Annotated in this window: 18 protein-coding genes and 2 pseudogenes; 10 read left to right on the top strand and 10 right to left on the bottom strand. The window is 53.7% G+C overall.

Features of this window, described 5'->3' with window-relative positions:
• Nucleotides 1–124: 124 nt before the first annotated feature.
• Both CSC94_RS09000 and CSC94_RS08995 read right to left on the bottom strand, forming a co-directional pair.
• Entirely contained in the window at nucleotides 125–886 is a 762-nt protein-coding gene (locus tag CSC94_RS09000; protein ID WP_165784376.1) for an amino acid ABC transporter permease, read from the bottom strand.
• Nucleotides 883–1749 carry a transporter substrate-binding domain-containing protein gene (locus CSC94_RS08995; protein ID WP_205853257.1) on the bottom strand — a complete coding sequence of 289 codons (867 nt, stop codon included), beginning with the start codon at nucleotides 1747–1749 and terminating at the stop codon, nucleotides 883–885. The genes CSC94_RS09000 and CSC94_RS08995 overlap by 4 nt, the downstream gene beginning before the upstream one ends.
• On the opposite strand from CSC94_RS08995, the gene CSC94_RS08990 reads away from it, so the two are divergent.
• The 4 genes from CSC94_RS08990 to CSC94_RS08975 all read left to right on the top strand — a co-directional run bounded on the left by CSC94_RS08990 (nucleotide 1717) and on the right by CSC94_RS08975 (nucleotide 7187).
• Nucleotides 1717–3057 (top strand): helix-turn-helix transcriptional regulator, encoded by a 1341-nt coding sequence (locus CSC94_RS08990; protein ID WP_133122858.1) that lies wholly within the window; start codon nucleotides 1717–1719, stop codon nucleotides 3055–3057. The genes CSC94_RS08995 and CSC94_RS08990 overlap by 33 nt on opposite strands.
• 212 nt (nucleotides 3058–3269) lie before the next feature.
• On the top strand, nucleotides 3270–3401 hold the full coding sequence (locus tag CSC94_RS25165) for a hypothetical protein (RefSeq protein ID WP_280949983.1): 132 nt from the start codon (nucleotides 3270–3272) through the stop codon (nucleotides 3399–3401).
• A gap of 148 nt (nucleotides 3402–3549) precedes the next feature.
• Nucleotides 3550–6231: a molybdopterin-dependent oxidoreductase gene (locus tag CSC94_RS08980; RefSeq protein WP_099305965.1), complete on the top strand. Its 2682-nt coding sequence runs from the start codon at nucleotides 3550–3552 to the stop codon at nucleotides 6229–6231.
• Complete coding sequence (locus tag CSC94_RS08975) at nucleotides 6228–7187, top strand: FAD binding domain-containing protein (protein WP_099305964.1); 960 nt, start codon at nucleotides 6228–6230, stop codon at nucleotides 7185–7187. The genes CSC94_RS08980 and CSC94_RS08975 overlap by 4 nt, the downstream gene beginning before the upstream one ends.
• 106 nt (nucleotides 7188–7293) lie before the next feature.
• Here CSC94_RS08975 and CSC94_RS08970 read toward each other — a convergent pair whose 3' ends face one another.
• Complete coding sequence (locus CSC94_RS08970) at nucleotides 7294–7599, bottom strand: antibiotic biosynthesis monooxygenase family protein (protein ID WP_099305963.1); 306 nt, start codon at nucleotides 7597–7599, stop codon at nucleotides 7294–7296.
• Between the two features lie 514 nt (nucleotides 7600–8113).
• Here CSC94_RS08970 and CSC94_RS08965 point away from each other — a divergent pair.
• A complete protein-coding gene (locus tag CSC94_RS08965) occupies nucleotides 8114–8611 on the top strand; it encodes a hypothetical protein (protein WP_099305962.1) in 498 nt (165 codons plus the stop codon).
• A gap of 17 nt (nucleotides 8612–8628) precedes the next feature.
• Nucleotides 8629–9282 carry a hypothetical protein gene (locus tag CSC94_RS08960; protein WP_099305961.1) on the top strand — a complete coding sequence of 218 codons (654 nt, stop codon included), beginning with the start codon at nucleotides 8629–8631 and terminating at the stop codon, nucleotides 9280–9282.
• Between the two features lie 147 nt (nucleotides 9283–9429).
• Here the strand turns inward: CSC94_RS08960 and CSC94_RS08955 are convergent, their stop codons facing one another.
• The 4 genes and pseudogenes from CSC94_RS08955 to CSC94_RS08940 form a co-directional block, all read right to left on the bottom strand.
• Nucleotides 9430–10389, bottom strand: coding sequence for a LysR family transcriptional regulator (locus CSC94_RS08955; protein WP_099305960.1), 960 nt, complete (start codon nucleotides 10387–10389; stop codon nucleotides 9430–9432).
• 622 nt (nucleotides 10390–11011) lie between these two features.
• The gene (locus CSC94_RS08945) at nucleotides 11012–11611 is read right to left on the bottom strand and encodes a zinc-ribbon domain containing protein (RefSeq protein ID WP_099305958.1); all 600 of its coding nucleotides are present in this window, start codon (nucleotides 11609–11611) and stop codon (nucleotides 11012–11014) included.
• A 439-nt stretch (nucleotides 11612–12050) separates the two neighbouring features.
• Nucleotides 12051–12410 carry a hypothetical protein gene (locus CSC94_RS24195; RefSeq protein ID WP_133122857.1) on the bottom strand — a complete coding sequence of 120 codons (360 nt, stop codon included), beginning with the start codon at nucleotides 12408–12410 and terminating at the stop codon, nucleotides 12051–12053.
• A 666-nt stretch (nucleotides 12411–13076) separates the two neighbouring features.
• Nucleotides 13077–14165 (bottom strand): annotated as a pseudogene (locus CSC94_RS08940) (IS5 family transposase).
• A 113-nt stretch (nucleotides 14166–14278) separates the two neighbouring features.
• Between CSC94_RS08940 and CSC94_RS25265 the strand changes: the two are divergent.
• The 3 genes and pseudogenes from CSC94_RS25265 to CSC94_RS25255 form a co-directional block, all read left to right on the top strand.
• Nucleotides 14279–14384, top strand: a pseudogene (locus tag CSC94_RS25265) (IS110 family transposase); the annotation flags it as partial.
• A gap of 17 nt (nucleotides 14385–14401) precedes the next feature.
• Entirely contained in the window at nucleotides 14402–14623 is a 222-nt protein-coding gene (locus CSC94_RS25260; protein ID WP_133122856.1) for a hypothetical protein, read from the top strand.
• Nucleotides 14624–14645: 22 nt separating this feature from the next.
• A complete protein-coding gene (locus CSC94_RS25255; RefSeq protein ID WP_099305956.1) occupies nucleotides 14646–14981 on the top strand; it encodes a transposase in 336 nt (111 codons plus the stop codon).
• Nucleotides 14982–15472: 491 nt separating this feature from the next.
• On the opposite strand, the gene CSC94_RS08925 is transcribed toward CSC94_RS25255, so the two are convergent.
• The 3 genes from CSC94_RS08925 to CSC94_RS08920 form a co-directional block, all read right to left on the bottom strand.
• Complete coding sequence (locus CSC94_RS08925; protein ID WP_099305955.1) at nucleotides 15473–16033, bottom strand: hypothetical protein; 561 nt, start codon at nucleotides 16031–16033, stop codon at nucleotides 15473–15475.
• Nucleotides 16034–16132: 99 nt separating this feature from the next.
• Nucleotides 16133–16279 carry a hypothetical protein gene (locus CSC94_RS24605; protein ID WP_165784374.1) on the bottom strand — a complete coding sequence of 49 codons (147 nt, stop codon included), beginning with the start codon at nucleotides 16277–16279 and terminating at the stop codon, nucleotides 16133–16135.
• Nucleotides 16280–16472: 193 nt separating this feature from the next.
• Nucleotides 16473–16925, bottom strand: coding sequence for an FMN-dependent NADH-azoreductase (locus CSC94_RS08920; protein WP_099305954.1), 453 nt, complete (start codon nucleotides 16923–16925; stop codon nucleotides 16473–16475).
• 15 nt (nucleotides 16926–16940) lie between these two features.
• On the opposite strand from CSC94_RS08920, the gene CSC94_RS25250 reads away from it, so the two are divergent.
• On the top strand, nucleotides 16941–17162 hold the full coding sequence (locus CSC94_RS25250; protein ID WP_099305953.1) for a GNAT family N-acetyltransferase: 222 nt from the start codon (nucleotides 16941–16943) through the stop codon (nucleotides 17160–17162).
• The last annotated feature ends 791 nt before the right edge of the window (nucleotides 17163–17953 follow it).

The following is a 17953-nucleotide window of genomic DNA, read 5'->3' as shown; positions in this document are numbered from 1 at the left end:
CGGCAAACCACCGGCCGTGGTCTATTGGCTGAGAAATGACGAAACCCAAACCGATCAGCAGGAGCAGAGAGTAGCTTAAATCACGCTAGAACCTGTCCAAGAGATGGGGAGTAGCTCACGGCGCCTAATCGGGGTAGCGGGATAATCTCTGTTCAAGTCCGTCGACGCCGATCTCAAGAAGAGCGGAGATGATCCAGTAAACGATCCCGACTGCAACGAGCATGTGAAGGTAGGATAGGTCCCGCGCTCCATAAATGCGGGCGATCATCATCATGTCCCAGACGCCGATAACCGAGACAAGTGACGTGTCCTTGACCAACGCAATAACCAGATTTCCCATCGGAACGGCAGCATAACGGATAGCCAGGGGAAAATGCACCGTCTGAAATCTCTTGAATTTGGAAAGCCCGAGTGCGCGTGCTGCGTCGAGCGTGTTCCTCGGAACGGCCTGCATGCTCGAGCGTATGATCTCGGACCCGTATGCGCTGTAGCAGTAGGCGAGTGCTGCGATACCCGCCTGAAGCGGGCTCAGGACAAGCCCGAGTTCGGGCAGTGCAAAATAAAATATGAAAAGCTGAAGAAGCAGCGGCGTCCCTCGTCCAAATGAGACAATCGAAGCAACAAGTACTATTGGAACCATGTGACCGGTGGACCGCAGCCATGCCAGTATTGATGCACCCACAAGCGCAAGAATGCCTGCCGATGCGGTCACGAACAGGGTCAATGCCGCTCCCTGAAGAAAGCCATTGCGAGGCACGATACCGAGGATGATCAGTGCATGGCTCGAAACGGCCGTCCCAATCATCGAAAATCCCGCGTAGGCGGCCAAGGCCAAGCCAGCGAGCAAAAGAGAGAGAGCAGTTGAACGCCGCCAGAGGCCCTTCACCGGGCGCCTTTGCTCGGATTCGTCAGGTCCGCCCCATGCCATTTCCGCGACAGGTCAGCCAGTTCGCCCGACGAACGCAGACGCGCGAGTATCTCGTTGGTCTTGGCAACAAGGTTGGGCGAGCCCTTTTCGAATGCAAGAGCCAGCGGTTCATAAAAAAGCGGGTCTTCGATCACCTTGATCGGGTACCCGTATTGCTGCGCCAATTTCAGAAACGGCAATGCAGATACGGCGGCGTCCAGACGCACTCCATCTCCCAGTTTCAAGTCGTCCAGAACAAGTTGTTCCCCGGCATAGGGCCGGATATCGGCATCTGCTATCCGGTATTCGAATGGAACTGCACCGGCCGCATCGATGACAAGCGCCTGGTTCAGGTAGCTTTCATATGTCGTCTGCCCGGCAACTCCGATCCGCTTCCCTGACGCATCTCCAACATGATTGATCGTCTTGTTCGCTTGATGGACAGCCAGCATGGCGGGAGAAAAATAGTAGGGGTCGCTGAAATCCAACTTTGTTGCGCGTTCCCGCGTCGGAGTGAGGGAGCCAGCAAGCAAGTCCCATTGTCCACGCCATTGACCGGTGAAAATAACCTCCCAGTTGACCTCCCGGACAACCGCGCGGACGCCTAGTTCTCTCGAGATTGCCTTCCCGACGTCCACATCGAAACCGGCGAATTTGCCTTCGTCGTCAAGAAAAGACTGAGGCGGATAGGCTGCATCGACGCCAATCACCAATTCTCCCTTGGCGATAACGCTGCCCAGCAAATCGCCCGCCTTTGCGGGCAACATGCCAAGCCCCACGATGCCGAAAAACAGGACCAGGATGCACTGATGGAGACAAACCGGATTCTGTTTCCAATTCATGACCCAAGCTCCCATCATATATATCATATACAAGATATAATTGTTTCACGAATTTTCGAAATATGGCAAGCTGAGATGTCGTTAAATGTTCAGTATGAGGGCTTGCTTGCAGCTATCGCCCGTAGATGCAGCAATTTGCCTGGTTCGAATCTATGGAAAAGTGAAAGTCAACGCGTGAAATCGTTAGATGACGAAAACCAAATCCTAGATCTGATCGATATGTGCTATCAATCGGTCGATAGAAAAGATGTTTGGAAGGATCTCATCTACAAGACGGCCAATTTTGTTGGGGCGGACGCTGGTGATCTGACTATCGAAAATCATGTCGATGAATTGATTGATGTTTATGGCAGTTTTGGATTTGATCCGTATTATCGCGAAAATTATGATGAGGCCTTTTTCGGCAAGAATCCTTGGATATTGCAGTGCAGCAAGCTCCCAACTTGCCGGGCTTTCAACAGTGAATTCGAACCCAGGGATTTTGAGAAAACCGCTTTTTTCGCCGAATGGCTAAAGCCGCAGGGACTACGGCACGGTCTGGGATCTACTTTAGAGCATAGCCCTCTCAAAACAGTGCATCTAGGCTTTATTCGAAATGCGAGGCGAGCGCAGTTCGGCGAGAGCGAGGCTGCGAAACTTGATCGCCTTCTGCCGCATTTTGGTCGCGCCGTTCAGCTCGCTGATCGCCTTGGAAAGGCCGGCCTTGAGAAAGACAACCTGAAAACGGTCCTCAACCGTTTTGTTGCCCCGATACTGCTGACAGACGAACTCGGAGGCCTCGTGCTGCCCAATTCAGCAGCAGAGCGTCTCCTTAGCGACGGTGAGTTCGTCCGGTTGGTCCGCCGCAATCGAGTTTCTTTCACCGACCAAAGCGCAGACGAAACCTTTCGGCATCATCTGTCGATCGATCTCAAGCAGAGAGCGACCGATGGAGGCGAAAGCAGTCATCAATTTCCGCTTCGTGGAGCCGAGGAGAATATTCTTATTGTCACGATGGCGCCGGTGAGAATGCAAATACCTGCTAGCAGCGCAATTGCGCACTTCATCGTGGTCATCAACGATCCCACAGGCGCGCCTACCGCCGATAGCTCTTTGCTTAGAAAGGTTTACTCGCTTACAGATGCGGAATCTTCGCTAGCATCAGCGCTTGCAGGTGGCGCCGATTTGGCGGCTTATTCAATTGCTAATGGGATAAGAATCGGAACTGTCCGTTGGCACCTCAAGAATATCCAATCAAAGACAGGAATACACCGACTCGATCGGCTGATGGCTCTTTTCAAGTCAATTCTTTGTAGGCCGCTTATTTAGTAGAAATATATTACTATCACGGTTTCATATTATTTCGTGACTGATGGTTAGGTTTTCCATCGTCAGCGCCTATGGCACCGAATTGAGGTTGTGATTTAGGGAGTGTTGGGTTCTCGTCATTGACGAAGGAACGAGCATGAAATCTAAATCCAACAATTCAAAATTGCGCACCAATGCTCCTGCCGAAGCGGTGATCAAGGACATCCTGCGGCATGGCAGGGGCCACGGCAGGTGGAGTCGACATTGCCGCCCTTGCTGGGCAGCTCGTTGGCGGCGGTGTCGCAACTGCGATCGTCCAGACCATTGTCGGTATCGTGATCAACAAGGTCATCAAGAAAGCCTGATCACCCTCTTCTCGCCAGGGTTCCTTCAGCGTCAGTGCCAAGGCTGGTGGTCTCGGGCGGAGATTGACTATTATGATTTGCGCTCATTGCTGAATGGCCATCCAGCGGAACCGGCGCAAGATGAATCCAGCGAAGACGGGTCAAAACCATGAGTATCATCGTCGTTAACGGCAAGGATGTCGATGTCAGATTGAGCGACGAGACGATGCTCATCGATGTTATTCGCCACCAGTTCCAGTTGTCCGGCACGAAATTCGTTTGTGGTGCCGGCGTTTGTGGCGCTTGCACTGTATTGGTCGATGGCGCGCCTGTGGCGAGTTGCCTTATGCCGGCGAAGGCAGCGACAGGAAAGAGCGTTACAACGGTCGAAGGTATAGGTGCTGACGACCTCCATCCGGTTCAAAGAGCATTCATGGCACTGGATGCATTGCAATGCGGTTTTTGCACGCCAGGCTTCATTGTTGGCGCCGTCGCGTTCCATGATCTCTGGCGCAAAGAACACGGGACAGAGCGTCCTTTACGTAGCGTTGTCGCGGAAGCCCTGAGTGGCCATCTGTGTCGCTGTGGCGCTTACGACAACATCCTGCGCGCCGTTATGGAGGCATGCGCGGGCCGCTTCGACGGAACGGGAAACCGATCGCCTCGGGTCGAGGCGCACGAGAAGGTGACTGGGGCTGCCAAGTATACGGTCGACATCCACCACGACGGACAACTACAGGGCCTTATCTTACGATCGAAACTCGCCCATGCCCGTATCTCAAGCATTGATCTCAGCGCTGCAAGGGCGCTGCCTGGGGTCGGGGCTGTTGTGAGCCTTTTGAACGGTGATGGCACAGTGCGATATGTCGGACAGGCGATCGCAGCGGTAGCCGCGACAAATTGGAAAACGGCCCAGGACGCCCTTGATGCAATCACTTTCGAGTATGCCTCCCTTCCGAGCGTCATAGGGCCTGAATCTGCGCTGATGCCAGGAGCTCCCATTGTTTTTTCCGGCCGAAAGAACGATGTCGCCAACGCTTCTGAAGGGACGATAGCGCCTGCCCCTTGGAAAGGTAATCTACGAGGCCCCACCACTGCTTTCTCCCATAATAAGCGAAAAGCAAAACGCTGGATCACGAAGGCCAGGGAAGCAGCCGATCCGCTGCTTTTCGAGGGCACCTTCAAAACCGGCATCCAGCAGCATACTTGTCTGGAGCCGCACGCTGCGGTCGCTCGCTTCGATGGCGAGCGTTTGATCGTCCAAGTTTCCACTCAAACTGTGGAGGAACTTCGCAAGAAGATCAGCAAGCGGTTCAAGCTCGATCCAGCCAACGTTCAGGTGATCGCCGAACATATCGGCGGTGGATTTGGCTCGAAGGGCGGGCTCACTGATGAACTCGATGCTGCCATCCGTTTGTCCCGGGAAGCAAGCGCGCCAGTCCAGATCGTCTTTACCCGGCACGAAGAACTGTCTGTCACCGGATACCGTCCAGGAGCCTCGATCGACATTTCCCTCCTTCCCGCCGACGATGGCGGCCTCAAAGCTATATCCCTTACCGCTCGAGCCGATACGGGAGTTGCCGTGAACTCCACCATCGCCGGGTTGGCGCGGCTCATCTATCCCGCGCAGGCCAAGAACCTTGCCGACTTTGACATCGTCAGCAATCTGCCACCTGGTTCACCCTTTCGCGGTCCCGGTGCCCCGCCCATGGCGTTCGCGCTGGAGCAGGCTGTGGACGAGGTGGCGCTACGGATGAAGACCGATCCGATTGCTCTACGTCTTCGCTGGGATACCAATCCAATGCGTCACCGCCTCTATGAATGGGCGTCAAACCTTGAATGTTGGCGCTCGCGTATAAATTTGGCAAAGTCCGGCCGATATCGTCGTGGCGTAGGTGTCGCGGCGGGTTACTGGCTCTATTTTTGGCAGCCGGGATCAACAGTCGAACTGGCCGTCAAGAACAGACGCCTTGTCGTGAAATGTGCGGTCCAGGACATCGGAACGGGCACTCGAAGCGTGCTCGCCAATACCGTCGCACAGGCCTTCGATCTCGATCCCGGCGAAGTCGAGATCCAAATCGGCAACAGTGATTTTCCCCCCGGTCCAGATTCGAGCGGAAGCAGGGTGACCGCATCAGTAGTCCCGCCGACGCTTCTTGCGATTGAAGAGGTGAAGGCGAGGCTCCTTGAGGAAAGCCGTGGCACGCATGCCGGCTCCAACGCCCCTTGGCGTGAACGAATTGCGGCAGCACCAGATTTTCTAGTTACAGCGAAGCGACCTGAGGACGCGCGAGATAATATTTACGGGCGCAATTCGCTGCTCAAGGAAGCGGGGATTGTCGGAACTATCTTTAGCTGGATGTTACGACGATCCTCCCATCTCGTGGCAGGCGCCGGCGCTCCAAGCTCGGTCCAGGTTATCGAGGCCGAGGTTGATACACTTCTTGGCCATGTCACGGTTTTGTCGGCACATACAGGAATATCGGTGGGCAAGCTTGCCGCACCTGATCTGGCACGCAGTCAGGCGACCGGTGCGATCATCCAAGGACTCGGATTCGCGCTTTACGAAGACCGCGCAGTGGATCCGACCACAGGCGAAGTCCTTACTGCCGGTCTCGACGACTATCGCATACCCGGCATCGCCGACACCCCTTCAATGGACGTTCATTTCGAAGAAGGTGGCTTCGATCATGTGCTTGGCGGTGGTGTCGGGATAGGTGAGGTTGCAACTGTGCCTACTGCAGCGGCAATCGCTAACGCAGTGCGCGATGCGATCGGTATACGACCGATGGAGGCACCAATGAAGCCCGATCGCATTCTTGCGTTGCTCGAGAAGGTGAAACCAGCATGACATCTCGATCCAACATAATGGATGCAGTCGAATGGCGCGCGGGCAGCACCGACCTGTCCGAACGGAGGCGCACTGGCATATCTCGCGGTCCGATCACCGATCTGATCCCCACGCCGGAGATGCGGGAGATTTTGGTTGTGGCTGGCGAGGGTGCCCGGATCGGTTCATCCGTTACACTTGAGGCCATCGGAGCTGACAAGCGTCTTGCGAAAACTTATCCCGGAATAGCGGCAACCGTAAAGCTCCTGGCGACGCCGCAGATCAGGCACGTTGCAACGCTGGGAGGCAATCTCGCCCAGCGCTCACGATGTTGGTATTTTCGCAATCCTAACATCTCCTGCCTTAAGAAAGGGGGGAGTGATTGCCCGGCACGTGCAGGAAATCACTACTATGGCGTAGCCTTTGACTTGGGTCCCTGCATCGCACCGCATCCATCTTCGATGGCAACGGCCCTCTTAGCCTATGACGCGACCATCAGAACGGATCGACGCGACGGTCTGACTTTAGACGCGCTCTACGGTGACGGGTCGAACGGTTCTTTGGACCATAGGCTCGAGCCCGGTGAAGTGATTATCAGTATTGATCTGCCGCCAGCCGCTACCAGCGAATTCGCCACATACGAGCGCGCCATAAGCAGGGCACAAGCCGAATGGCCACTGGTTGAAATCGCAGCGCGCATAATCGTGAAAGACGCGAGGTTTCAGCTTGTCCGCTTGGTCGCTGGAGGAATCGCTCCCGTGCCGCTTCGCCTCGTCGGTGCGGAGAAGGCTGCAAAAGATGCTCTGGCGGAAACCGATATCTTCACGATCGCGGCAAAGGCGGCGATCGAAGGTGCCAAGCCAATGCCTATGTCGGCATACAAGCTGAAACTGCTGGAGGGCCTCGTATATGATGTTCTCGAGCAGTGTGCCGAAGCATCGGCCGGTGTATGGATAGACAAATCGATTCCATCTTAAGACAGCCGCCCGGAACGAAGACCGCATGAAGCCGGCGGGTCCGGTAGATCAAGCTGTGAAACAGCCTAACAGATCAGGAGAAGGACAGCCTTCTTTGTCGCGACTGCTATGGCCCAACGGTGCCAAGAAGTTCGAAATGTTCGACGCTGTTCGACTGGATAAGATGAGCCTCTGATGGCTCGATCCGCGCTTGCTCCCAGCCTTCGCCTGCAAATCCCTTGATGGCCTCCAGATCGCGCCAGAGCATCGTCATACAGAAAACGTTAGGTTCTCCCCTCCATGGTTTGCCGGCTGCAACCCAGATCAAGCCATCGTGGTTTTTCACCATTGGAAGAATCTCGTTGCGAAATATCGTCTCGAACTCGTTCTCCCGACCATCGTGGATAGTGACCCTAAACTGTCTGAGTATCATCTCCAGGATCCTCCGATGAGTGACACGCCACAGTCTACAGTAAATGGGCGAAGCTGATAATGCAGCCGACAAAAGAGATGGTTTGAACCTTTCGATAGCGATAGAAAGGAACGGGTAGACAGCCCGAGACCAAATGCATTCGGCAATCAGTTTCACCCAAGGGGCCGGTTTGATTTTAGTACAAGACCGTCTTACATCAGCACATGCCCATCAGCTGCTGGTAGGATTTAGCTCCATGCGCTGGACCGTTTCCTTGTATTGCAATGCATCTTTGCTCATCAGGTGAGGGATTGGGCTTCAGGCAGTAGCAAAATACCTTGTCGGTGAGCGCCTTGTCGCGGGTGCGCGCATCGAAGTTATCCCACCAAAAATCCCCCGGGTGAGCCCGCCACGACGCACGCCGCCAAGTTTGATGCAGATACAATCGCAGCACTGACGGCATCAACATTTCAAATCAATTGGCCGAGATGAATGTTTCTGCGCTAGTATGATCTAGATGAGCAGGAGGCTTGGTATGGAATTCCAGTCAACGCTCGATAGACGCGGCATTTTTGGCTTGGTCCTGATGGGCATATTAGCCGCCCTGTTGAATGTCCCCGCAAGTTCGAACGCTCAGGATGCTTTTGGCACGATTAGCCCCGAATTGGGTGCCCTCGATGGCATGGAATTCAGAACCGGTATTGTTCGCGTTGGAAAAGGCAGCGAAGCACAACCGCTTGAAGACAAACTCATTTTCCAAAATGGCAACTTCATCTCGGAGATTTGTCGGCAGTTCAATTTTCAACCGGCTCCCTACTGGATACGAAAAGATGGTGACGAGGTTCATTTCCTGGCTGAATTGGTGAGTCCGACAGACGGCAAGATGAGATGGGAAGGAGCGCTAAGTCAGGGCGAACTGCACGGCACCATGCATTGGACAAAGCACCGATGGTATTGGACGATTGACGTCGAGCATACGATCGTCGGGGTCTTGGACAAGCCTGTGTCCGCAAAGCCCGGTAGACCAGAATAGCCGGGAGCTCGACGGATATGCAGGTGTCGGAGAAATTGCAGTTCTATATCGGGATCGGCTCGAAAATCGCATTGTTCATAGTGGTGCTGATAGCCGCCAAATTAAGCGGCGACTGGGTGATGGCAAAAATATCCGGTGAACTGACTCCCAGAACGGAACCTATGCTGCACCGCTTCATAATGGCTGCGATCGGCATCTACATTTGTCTGATGACCCTGCCATTCGTGCCTGGCGCCGAAATCGGTCTTGGGCTTATCGCCATGCTTGGTCCGAGGATCGCTCCCTTGGTGTACGGTTGTACGGTCATCGCTTTGGTGCTGGCTTTCATGATCGGCAGGCTAATACCGCAAGATGCGATCATTCGCGGTTTCGAGCAGCTTCATCTGAAGCGAGCGGCAAGCCTTCTTCGAGATGTAAAAGATCTTGATTTCGAGGAACGAACCCAGTTTCTCGTTGCCAACTCGACGTCCAGAATTCTGCCTGTTATTTTGCGATATCGTTTCGTCGCCTTGATGATCGCCCTGAATATTCCGGGCAACTCTGCGATCGGCGGCGGGGGCGGCATTGGCATCATGGCCGGATATAGCCGTATGTTCAAATTTCCCACGTTCTTGGCCGCCGTCGCAATCGCAGTCGCACCTGTCCCACTTTTCCTTTTTCTGACGGGTTGAACGCGTGTCGGTCATTCACCGATGAGACTTCGTTGATTGTTGACTACAGGCAGCGAATGGCGATCATCCAATTCAGATTGAACGTCTCAAACGGGTACGGTGTAACTTGTCGCCGCACTTTCTCTTCAGCACTCACTCCCAGCGGCACTATCTGAAAATAGCAGCGTAACGGGGAGCAAAAAACTTGGTGAACTCTCTCACTTCGGGACGCCGATAGGCTTCGGGGGAAACCAGCATCAGGTGCTGCAATGACAAGTCCTCCGGCGGTTCAAAACATCGCAGTAATGTTCCCGCAGTTTCATCCGGTTCTGCCAGCTTCAAATTCATGATGCCGAGACCGTGGCCGGCCCTTATTGCGGCTTCCATCAACCCCATTTCACTGAAAGACATGACAATCCGCTCGGGAGTTACATGTCGCAGCAACCACTCGTGATATCTGGAAATCGCGTCGTCTCGTTCGAATGTCACGAAGCGGTGGCTCCCCATGTCATGTGGGGATTCGGGAAGTCCCCATTTCTCGGCATAGCCTGGCGCGCCATATAGCGTGAAACGGGCGGTGCTGATTTTCCGGCAGACAAGGTCTTGATCCGGCTCGCTTGCCGTAATGCGCAAGGCGATGTCCGCTTCACCGGCGGAGAGATCCAATGTTTTGACGCTAGGCAGGAATTCGAACCGGATACCCGGATGCAGCGCAGTGAATTCGCTGAAAACCTGTGTCACGCGCGGAGAAAAATTAGCGGCATAGGCCGTTACCCGAATAGGGCGCGGAAGCGATAGTTCTTGAGCTTTCGCCGAGAGAACCCGGGCGGCCGTTTCAAGTTCTTCGGCCAACGGCAACAGCGAAAGGGCCGCTTCGGTTGGCCGAAACCCGCGATTGCCGCGTTCAAACAGGGTCAACCCGGTCTCATGCTCCAAAACGTCAATGCGGCGGGCAACGGTCGGCTGAGAAACGCCCAATATGCGCGACGCAGCAAGCGTCGAACCGCTCCGTAGCACGGCGAGAAAGACCCTGATATCTGACCAGTTTTGAATCCGGCTCTTCATTTTTAAAGAACAGCACAATGTTTGGATACGTTCCAGCCGAAAACGCGGCCAGATACTTTGCATGTCAGAAAGTCTTCACTGAAGGAGATCGCAAAATGACATCGCTGGCACGATTTCCCGGTATTCGGGATTATGTTCATTGGTTTCTGGGGCGCAGGAACAATGTCAAGGATGCGCGATCTGTCTCGCGGAAGATTGCTGAATGCCAGAAAGAACGGCATCAGAGAATTGAAGAGATGCTTCTGACCAATCCGCAAGCGTGTACTAGCGAGCTAGGGATTTGCTGGATGTATACAAAGTTTGGCAGATTTTGATGGGACCAACGCATGCTCGCAACCCGTTCTGTCGCGAGGAAGAAGTGATGAAGTTCCTTCTTCGCATTCCCAATTTGCAGTTCCGTGAAACACTCAATCTCTGTGTCCACGAAAATGACAGCAGGTCCAGCGTCGAATTCTGCCGCGAGCTTGCCAATCACCGGGCATCCGACGAAGTGCGCGCCCACTTGGCGTGGACCTTCGGAAGCCAGGACGAGATCATATCGAGGTATGCCAGCAAGTGCAGACACCACAGAACCACCTGCCGGATGAGGACCTGACCGTCGTCAGAGATATCGGCAGTTCGGCGGCCTGATTTAATGGAGCCTCCCGCAAACCCGGGGCAATCCTAAAGGCTACGCAAGCCCAAGTCAGGCGCCGCTCAGAATATTTCTCAATCGTTGTTCCATGTTCTCAATAAGTTTCATGTCTGGGGAAGCTTTGTTTTGTCCGAGTCTAGAAACTCTTCTGATGAGTGCCTTGGCCGTTTGGAGCTGTTTTCGATGAAATCGACCTGCTTCAACCTCTTGCATGCAGATTTCGGCCATTTCTAGCATTTGTTCGGCCGTTGGTTTCTCATTTGCGACGAGCTCAGCGTATCGCTTGTTATTTTTCTTGGTATTGCGGTGGATTTTTCGGCATTCAAAGCACCTTTTACCAGCAGCATTGATGTTGATGCCCAATTCCTCATGCCAACGTTTTTGCTCTTGGGCAAAGAAAATGAAGGGACGGTTGCAATCGCAGCAAATCCGCTCTTCATCAAAAAAGTATTTTATTAAATAGGAGCCAGATTGTTTTTGTCTGATCATATTGGCAGGAATTGCTGTTCCTTTGATAGATTTTCCGGAGGTGCATTTGCGTATTATAACAAACTCCTCCTCGGCCAATAATATTGGTCTAACATTAGATAATATTGGATATCGACCATAATACGGGTGCTCTACATAGGTTGAATATTTTCTGCTTTCCATGTTCTTCTCGACCTCCGAATTTCAACCCTGCGTCCAATATGGATCGGCGGAAAAACCATTTGCGGAATGGCCGGACTATTATTTTCGATCCCGCATATCGGATTTTTGAAAGTATAACTCTTTATGCGTATTGTATACGTGTTCAATTTAGCAACCATCCGCCTGGCGTTCATTTTCGCGTGAAGTTTGTCGCCGCGTTTGGTGGCAGATACTTTTTGCGAGACCGACAACTCATCATCTAGCTATTCTGCTAGCGCTGCGGATTTTACAAGGAATGAATAGCCCCTTGATTTGTAGGCGCCTTCTTCCCTAGTTTTGAGGCAAGGAGGCCATGATGGGCAGAGCCAATTTTGGCGACGATTTCAAACGAGACGCGGTGGCGCACATCACCGAAAGGGGCTATTCAAACAAACTAACTGGACCGACCATGTGGGTCTGATCAGTTGAGGCTTCTATGTATCTGCCCATTGGGGAAACATGGTGCCGCGATTGCACGACAGGAGTAACCGCTGTCGATTTTGTCGTGAATGCAAGATACTCTTCTTGTTTTACTTCTCCCCCAGTTTGCATAAGATCGACCATACTTCGCAGTAACTTTTTCTGCCCAATATTTTATGGCCTTTTCAGTCGCTGACTGCCGGGTAGTCGCCCAACCCTTTTCTACAACCCGCCCTTTGCAAATTCTGCTATTCATCTGCGGTCTTTCAAACGCCATATCCTGCTTGGCATCAACATGGGAAATCTGCAGTGAGCAACAGGCAGAGATGATGGCTGCTTTGGTCACGATAGAGAAAGTCATGCTTTGTCTCCTTAATTAGTTCGCTATTATTAGCCGATGCTGATAGCATATTGGACTTCAGCATTCGCTTCGGACAAGATAAAGATTTAATATTTTCTCCGTTAATACCGCCTGAGTCAGTCATTCATCATCTGTTCATAAACCATCTTGCCCGAAAACTCTTTGTTTGATCTTGGGCATGTTCAGAGCTGCGTTGAAGAACTGGGGGAGGAGCGCGAATACCTTGACCTGATGCTGCAGACTGCCGCTTCAATCGCGGAGTGTGCAATGCTTTGGCCGGCGAACCAGGTCTATTCAGGGTACCTAAAGCATCACGGTATTGCCGTTATCGGCCTCGATTTCGTGAAACGAGTATTTCAGTTTCCCGCTGTGAACTCGGACGGGAATGTAGTGATCCGCCGAAGGTCGCGTCGCAGCGAGATGCTCGATTTCCTTTCGGCTTTGCCGCGGCGCCTCGTGGCAATGAAGGCCCGTGCTTCGACTCATCACCGAGCGCGCGAATCGCAAGGTGGACATCTCTGGAAACCGTCATTTACCGCTGCTTGTGGGGTAATAGCGCGCAATGAGGGGGCTGTTCGGGCGAGTGCGTTCGGACTTGGCGGTTCGGCTGCGTGATTTGGGGCGGTTTTGGGCTCACGCAGGCACACTTCGCCTGTCGAGCCAGCACTATCGCTTCATGTTGTAGGCCATGTTGGCGATCGTTATTGCTGCTTCAGTCCGCGCAATCCCGATGGTCCGGATGAAGAGCCCCATCCGGTCCTTCTGTTCGGCAAAGACATGCTCGATCCGGGCTCGAACCTTCGACTTTGTTGCGTTGCCCCCGGCGACCGTCTTCGACATCGGCTTTCCCTTGGGCTACTTGGAGTGAATGCGGCTGACATTGCCAGCATTTGCGAGGAATTCCTCGTTGGCTGCCGATCGGTAGGCCATGTTTACCCACGCATCAGAGGCTGTATTGGCCGGATCGATCAGTCCTTCGCGCAGCCGTGCACCGTCATGAGCAGCCGCGCCAGTGGTCTTTTCGCGCCGGATGATACCGTGGCGCCGGTCAATCGAGATGTGGTTCTTGTAGCCAAACGTCGGTATCGCGATATCGATCTACGGCGTGCCATCCTTTTTCAGCCTGGCCTTGGCGAACTTCACCGTCCAGCGTGCCGAGGTATCCTTCTGCGCCGCCCTGGCCGGGTTGTCAGGCCAGATCTCAAGGGCGCTCTTGCCGTCCTTGATCGCGGCCTTCTCGCCATCGGTGTTTCGCTGCTTCGGGGCGGCGACCAGGTTGCATCGATGTTTTGGCCGCCCATCGGCAGATAGCCGGCCTGGCTGATCGCGCGATCAAGCCGTTCGAAGACCGTGTCCAGCACCTTGCCCCTGATCAGCGTTTCGCAGAAATCCCAGAGCGTATTCTCATCCGGGACCCGATCACCGGGCCCAATCGAGCAATACCGCATCCAGGACAGGCGTCACGCACCATGTAGGACGTCTGCGCCAGGGAAAGGCCGTGCAGCGATTGCAGCACCGGCATCTTGATACCATTGCCCGGTAGGCTTTTGCGAAGCAAATGCTGAGAGGCATCAGCACCGAGTCAAACGGCGGGCGTCCGCCCTTCGAAGCCGCGCTGCGACGCTATGCCTACGTCAAAACCGCGCGAAACATGTCAAAATCGACCGTTGCGGCAAGCTTCTCAAGCCGATCGCCTTCCGCTGACAGTTCCTTCAACCGGTCATCAAAATCCCAGAACCCGCGCTGTCCCTGCATCGACATCCCTCCGGCAAATCAATGCCGAAAATGAATCACAACAGTTCCAATCAGGCCAGTTTCCGGAGGTGTCCAGATTAGGGCCGCGGAAATTGGTGATGTCGTCGGCCTAAATCAAACCCTATGTGAAGCGTGGCAAGACCGATGCAGCGGACGCAGAGGCAATCTGCGAGGCTGTTAGGCGCCCGAAAATGCGGTTCGTCGCAGTCAAGCGCCGAGATCAGAAGAGCACAACCTTGATCAACGCGCTCCGCGCCCATCTTTCCGAATACGGGACCGTCACTGCCATTGCACAGTTTGGCGTGAAGATCTCGATTAAGTTACAGCACGAACAGCAGGATGAACTGCAGCACAATGCTAGATCGACATCGTTCTCGATCGTCAGCTATCTCGGCGCCATCTGGCAGACGATTGACCACCTAGGTCGAGGAGATCTTGGCTTTGCACCTTGCCAATGAAACGAACTGTCGCCTCGCAACAATGCCGGGAACCGGGCCGATTGCCGCCTCCGCGATCGAAGCTGCTGTTCACGATCCAAGCCAATTTCGATCCGGATGTCAGTTCGCTGCCAGGCTTGGCTTGACGGCGCGTCCGCACAGTTCGGGGGGGCAGAAACGATTGGGCGGAATCAGTAAGCGAGGAGATGGCTATCTCCGCCGGTTTCTAATCGTCGGGGTTGCCGCCGTCGTGCGAATGATCCGAAGAGACACGAACCGGCAACTGTGGTTGGCAGCCTTGATGGAGAGGAAGACCGTCAGGGTTGCGACCGTTGGCCCCGCTGACATATGCCTGCACGGATCGCGGGGGCAATCATGATCCGAAAGGAGAGCTGTGCAGGCTGACACTTCTTCTGCGGCCAACGGCCAGCACAGGTATGGTGAAAGGGGCTGAGTGGTGATGACAAACCGGTCAGACCGGGGGGGGGGCGGACAAACCCAAGGGAGCAGAGCGTTTCGAATGCGTTGACCTGATCAGGAATCCGATCCGCAGACTTCATCCGAGCCAGCGGCCATGTTGCGCTGCGCGGGTGCTGGGAACGCCCGCAGCATCAGGTCACGGGAGGAAAATACCATTTTTCGGTGCTGGAGAACTTGACGGGATTGAAGCCAGTAGTGCCAATTTCGCTCTGACCGATGGTTTTGATGTCGGATTCTGAAATCACTTGTTCATGCCCCGGACAATCTAGGCAGCCATATTCCGTAAAGCGCTTCTGTTTCCGACCATGAAATAGTGTCAATACTATCTAGCATCAATTGATAAACAAATCCTCAAAGAAAAAGAGGCGCCGAAGCGCCCCTCGTAATGGTTTAAGGCATCATACACTTCCAAGAATACGGGTCATTCCAGTTTAGTGCCTTGGCATCGTAGACCTTTTTGCCATACTGCAAACGGCATGCGGACTTCACGAGGATTGGACGGCGGTTGCCGGCGCTTTGTTCGCATGTCCAGTCGCCCGCAGTCTTGCCAATCAGCTTTGCCTTGAATTCCTCGCCGTAGGTTTTCTTACACCAAGGTGTCAAGTCGACGCCCTTCATAGTCGGAACGCGTTCGCGCGCGAAGCAACGCCACGAATATGGATCAGACCATCTGATTGCCTTCGCCTTATAGGCTCGCTTGCCATACTGCATCTTACAAGCGTTCTTTACGCTGATCGGGCGCCGATTGCCTGCACTTTGCTCACAAGTCCAGCCGCCGGCGTTTTTCTCGATCAATTTGGCCTTGAATTCTTTACCGAATTGCTTCTGGCACCACGCGGTCAGGTTGACGCCGCCGAGCGTGATATCGCGGTAAGTCGCAGCCGATGAATCAGGCAGTGATACCATCAGAATGCCAACCGATCCGACGACGACATTTACAAATTTCAACATGATATTTCCCTCTCTTTTCTTTCCGACTTCATGCAAATTTCATTTCATATTGATTGGTTTGCTGAAATCTACGGATTGATTTGATGCTTTTATTCTTTTTTATCGCTGAATGCTCTCTAGCCATGCCGCAAGATCAAGTTGTGCGATCGTAAGGCTATCGGATTGCTTATGTTCATCGGCCTTCGCCGAATGAGAAAGAACGACCGTGCCTGCGAGCAGCGTTGCGATTGCGATGGTCTTCAACATTTCTACTTCCTCCATCTTTGAATTGGTGAGGAAGCTTAACAAGGCGTAGCTTAGCCTAGTCCGAACGAGTGGTTAATATTCAGTTCATAAACTGACAACTTGCAACATCAGCATTTATCACCCTGATCAGTCCCGGGACTGTAGATCGGCTGGATAATTGTATGACCGGCAAATGGTCCATGAAGGCAACTATTCACGCTGGCGGGCGTACATATGCCGTTTGCACGTTATTCTGGCCCTTCTGTGCAGCAAGGCTTTCTGCTGCGGCGATCCCTCCCGCCAGGCCATGGGCGGCGGCCTCGGCGCCGAAAGCCAGTCCCTCGGCGCGAAGGATCGCGACGTCGGTCAGTCCGATAATCGAAATGATGTCCCGCAAATAGTTCCCGCATTGCTCGAATGCGCTTAACGCGCCTTTTGAATAGATGCCGCCGCTCGAAACGATGACGACGACCTTCTTGTCGGACAACAGGCCGACAGGGCCGCCTTCAGAGTACTGGAAGGTTTTGCCTGCACGCAGGATGTGGTCGACCCAGGACTTCATCGTCGACGGGGTGCTGAAATTCTGCATCGGCGTGCCAAGCACGACGACATCGGCCTCGACCAGTTGCGACACGTACATGTCCGAGGCGGCCAGTTCCTCCGGCAATCCCCTCCCGATTTCATGGGGCAGGGCATTGCATCGCGACTAATGCATGTCGCCGAAGATCTTGGTCGGCTGGCCGGCAAGTCCCGGATCAGCCTACTGGTGATCAACACAAATCCCACCGCCATTCGGTTCTACGAAAGGCGAGGCTACGACACGACCGCAACCGAGGCCGTCGTCAGGAATGGGTGGGAAACGATGGCGAGAGAGTGGTTGCTGAAGGAAAAGGCATTAGTCTAAGCAGGCGGTCAAGATTGCCTTCTATAGCTGCCTTGTCCGCGTTGCTGACCTGCGCGGTCGATTGATTTTTTTCAGAGGTTCTGCCGAAAGTGGTCATCGGCATTCGTCCATTTATGAGTACGCGCCCTAGTAGATACCCCGGTTCTGAATTCTTAGGGCGGGAAGTCAATCATTGCCGGAATACAGAAGAATTTTGGTGTGCTGGTAGATTGGTGATATCTCTGTAAGAGACCAGATTCAGCCGTGCAGTTCGCTGGCGGAATTCCGCCAGCGCACTATGATTATTGTTTTGCTTTCCCAGGCGTTGGGGCACTCATGTTGCCGGGCCGGTGTATACGCTTCTTAACACAAATGTTGAAACGCTCATTGCAGTGCCCGATGTTGCTTGGTGTACCATTGCTGTCGGAGATGCATTGGTCAGCCTTGCGTTTGCAGCAGGACCAACGGCCCGAACCCGCACACTGGGCTTTCCAGATGTTCCCCAAGGTAGTGTCGAGGTTTGGTGCAGCGTATGCGTAAGGCTGAAAACTCGCCCCAGATATTGCGAGAGCAGCCAAGACAGACTTGATTGATTGAGTAGACATATGATTACCCTCCTGTCCTCAATTAGCGCTTTCATCGTTTTGGAAGCGGTGTGTAGCCCCAAATTACCTTGCTTGGGCCCAGCGCCTTCAAGTCTACCACACTATTGTTCACTATCTTGTTGGTCGACGGCATCCCTTTTTCCACTGTCTCCTTTGAAAAAGGCCGGATATACAGACAATATTGCAACGAGTGGCATGGCGGAGATT

The sequence above is a fragment of the Zhengella mangrovi genome, from assembly GCF_002727065.1.
Taxonomy (GTDB): domain Bacteria; phylum Pseudomonadota; class Alphaproteobacteria; order Rhizobiales; family Rhizobiaceae; genus Zhengella; species Zhengella mangrovi.
The sequence above is the reverse complement of the archived record's forward strand: the minus strand, read 5'-3'. Positions and strand labels throughout refer to the sequence as shown.

What these genes read in the sequence shown, in the direction of transcription:
- CSC94_RS25250 (WP_099305953.1), top strand. Translation starts at nt 16,941, where the DNA reads ATGGGGCAGGGCATTGCATCGCGACTAATGCATGTCGCCGAAGATCTT.
- CSC94_RS08945 (WP_099305958.1), bottom strand. Translation starts at nt 11,611, where the DNA reads ATGGAAAGCAGAAAATATTCAACCTATGTAGAGCACCCGTATTATGGT.
- CSC94_RS08980 (WP_099305965.1), top strand. Translation starts at nt 3,550, where the DNA reads ATGAGTATCATCGTCGTTAACGGCAAGGATGTCGATGTCAGATTGAGC.
- CSC94_RS08955 (WP_099305960.1), bottom strand. Translation starts at nt 10,389, where the DNA reads ATGCAAAGTATCTGGCCGCGTTTTCGGCTGGAACGTATCCAAACATTG.
- CSC94_RS24195 (WP_133122857.1), bottom strand. Translation starts at nt 12,410, where the DNA reads ATGACTTTCTCTATCGTGACCAAAGCAGCCATCATCTCTGCCTGTTGC.
- CSC94_RS08925 (WP_099305955.1), bottom strand. Translation starts at nt 16,033, where the DNA reads ATGTTGAAATTTGTAAATGTCGTCGTCGGATCGGTTGGCATTCTGATG.
- CSC94_RS25255 (WP_099305956.1), top strand. Translation starts at nt 14,646, where the DNA reads ATGCCGGGAACCGGGCCGATTGCCGCCTCCGCGATCGAAGCTGCTGTT.
- CSC94_RS08965 (WP_099305962.1), top strand. Translation starts at nt 8,114, where the DNA reads ATGGAATTCCAGTCAACGCTCGATAGACGCGGCATTTTTGGCTTGGTC.
- CSC94_RS08970 (WP_099305963.1), bottom strand. Translation starts at nt 7,599, where the DNA reads ATGATACTCAGACAGTTTAGGGTCACTATCCACGATGGTCGGGAGAAC.
- CSC94_RS24605 (WP_165784374.1), bottom strand. Translation starts at nt 16,279, where the DNA reads ATGTTGAAGACCATCGCAATCGCAACGCTGCTCGCAGGCACGGTCGTT.
- CSC94_RS08975 (WP_099305964.1), top strand. Translation starts at nt 6,228, where the DNA reads ATGACATCTCGATCCAACATAATGGATGCAGTCGAATGGCGCGCGGGC.
- CSC94_RS08990 (WP_133122858.1), top strand. Translation starts at nt 1,717, where the DNA reads ATGGAGACAAACCGGATTCTGTTTCCAATTCATGACCCAAGCTCCCAT.
- CSC94_RS25165 (WP_280949983.1), top strand. Translation starts at nt 3,270, where the DNA reads ATGGCAGGGGCCACGGCAGGTGGAGTCGACATTGCCGCCCTTGCTGGG.
- CSC94_RS08960 (WP_099305961.1), top strand. Translation starts at nt 8,629, where the DNA reads ATGCAGGTGTCGGAGAAATTGCAGTTCTATATCGGGATCGGCTCGAAA.
- CSC94_RS08995 (WP_205853257.1), bottom strand. Translation starts at nt 1,749, where the DNA reads ATGAATTGGAAACAGAATCCGGTTTGTCTCCATCAGTGCATCCTGGTC.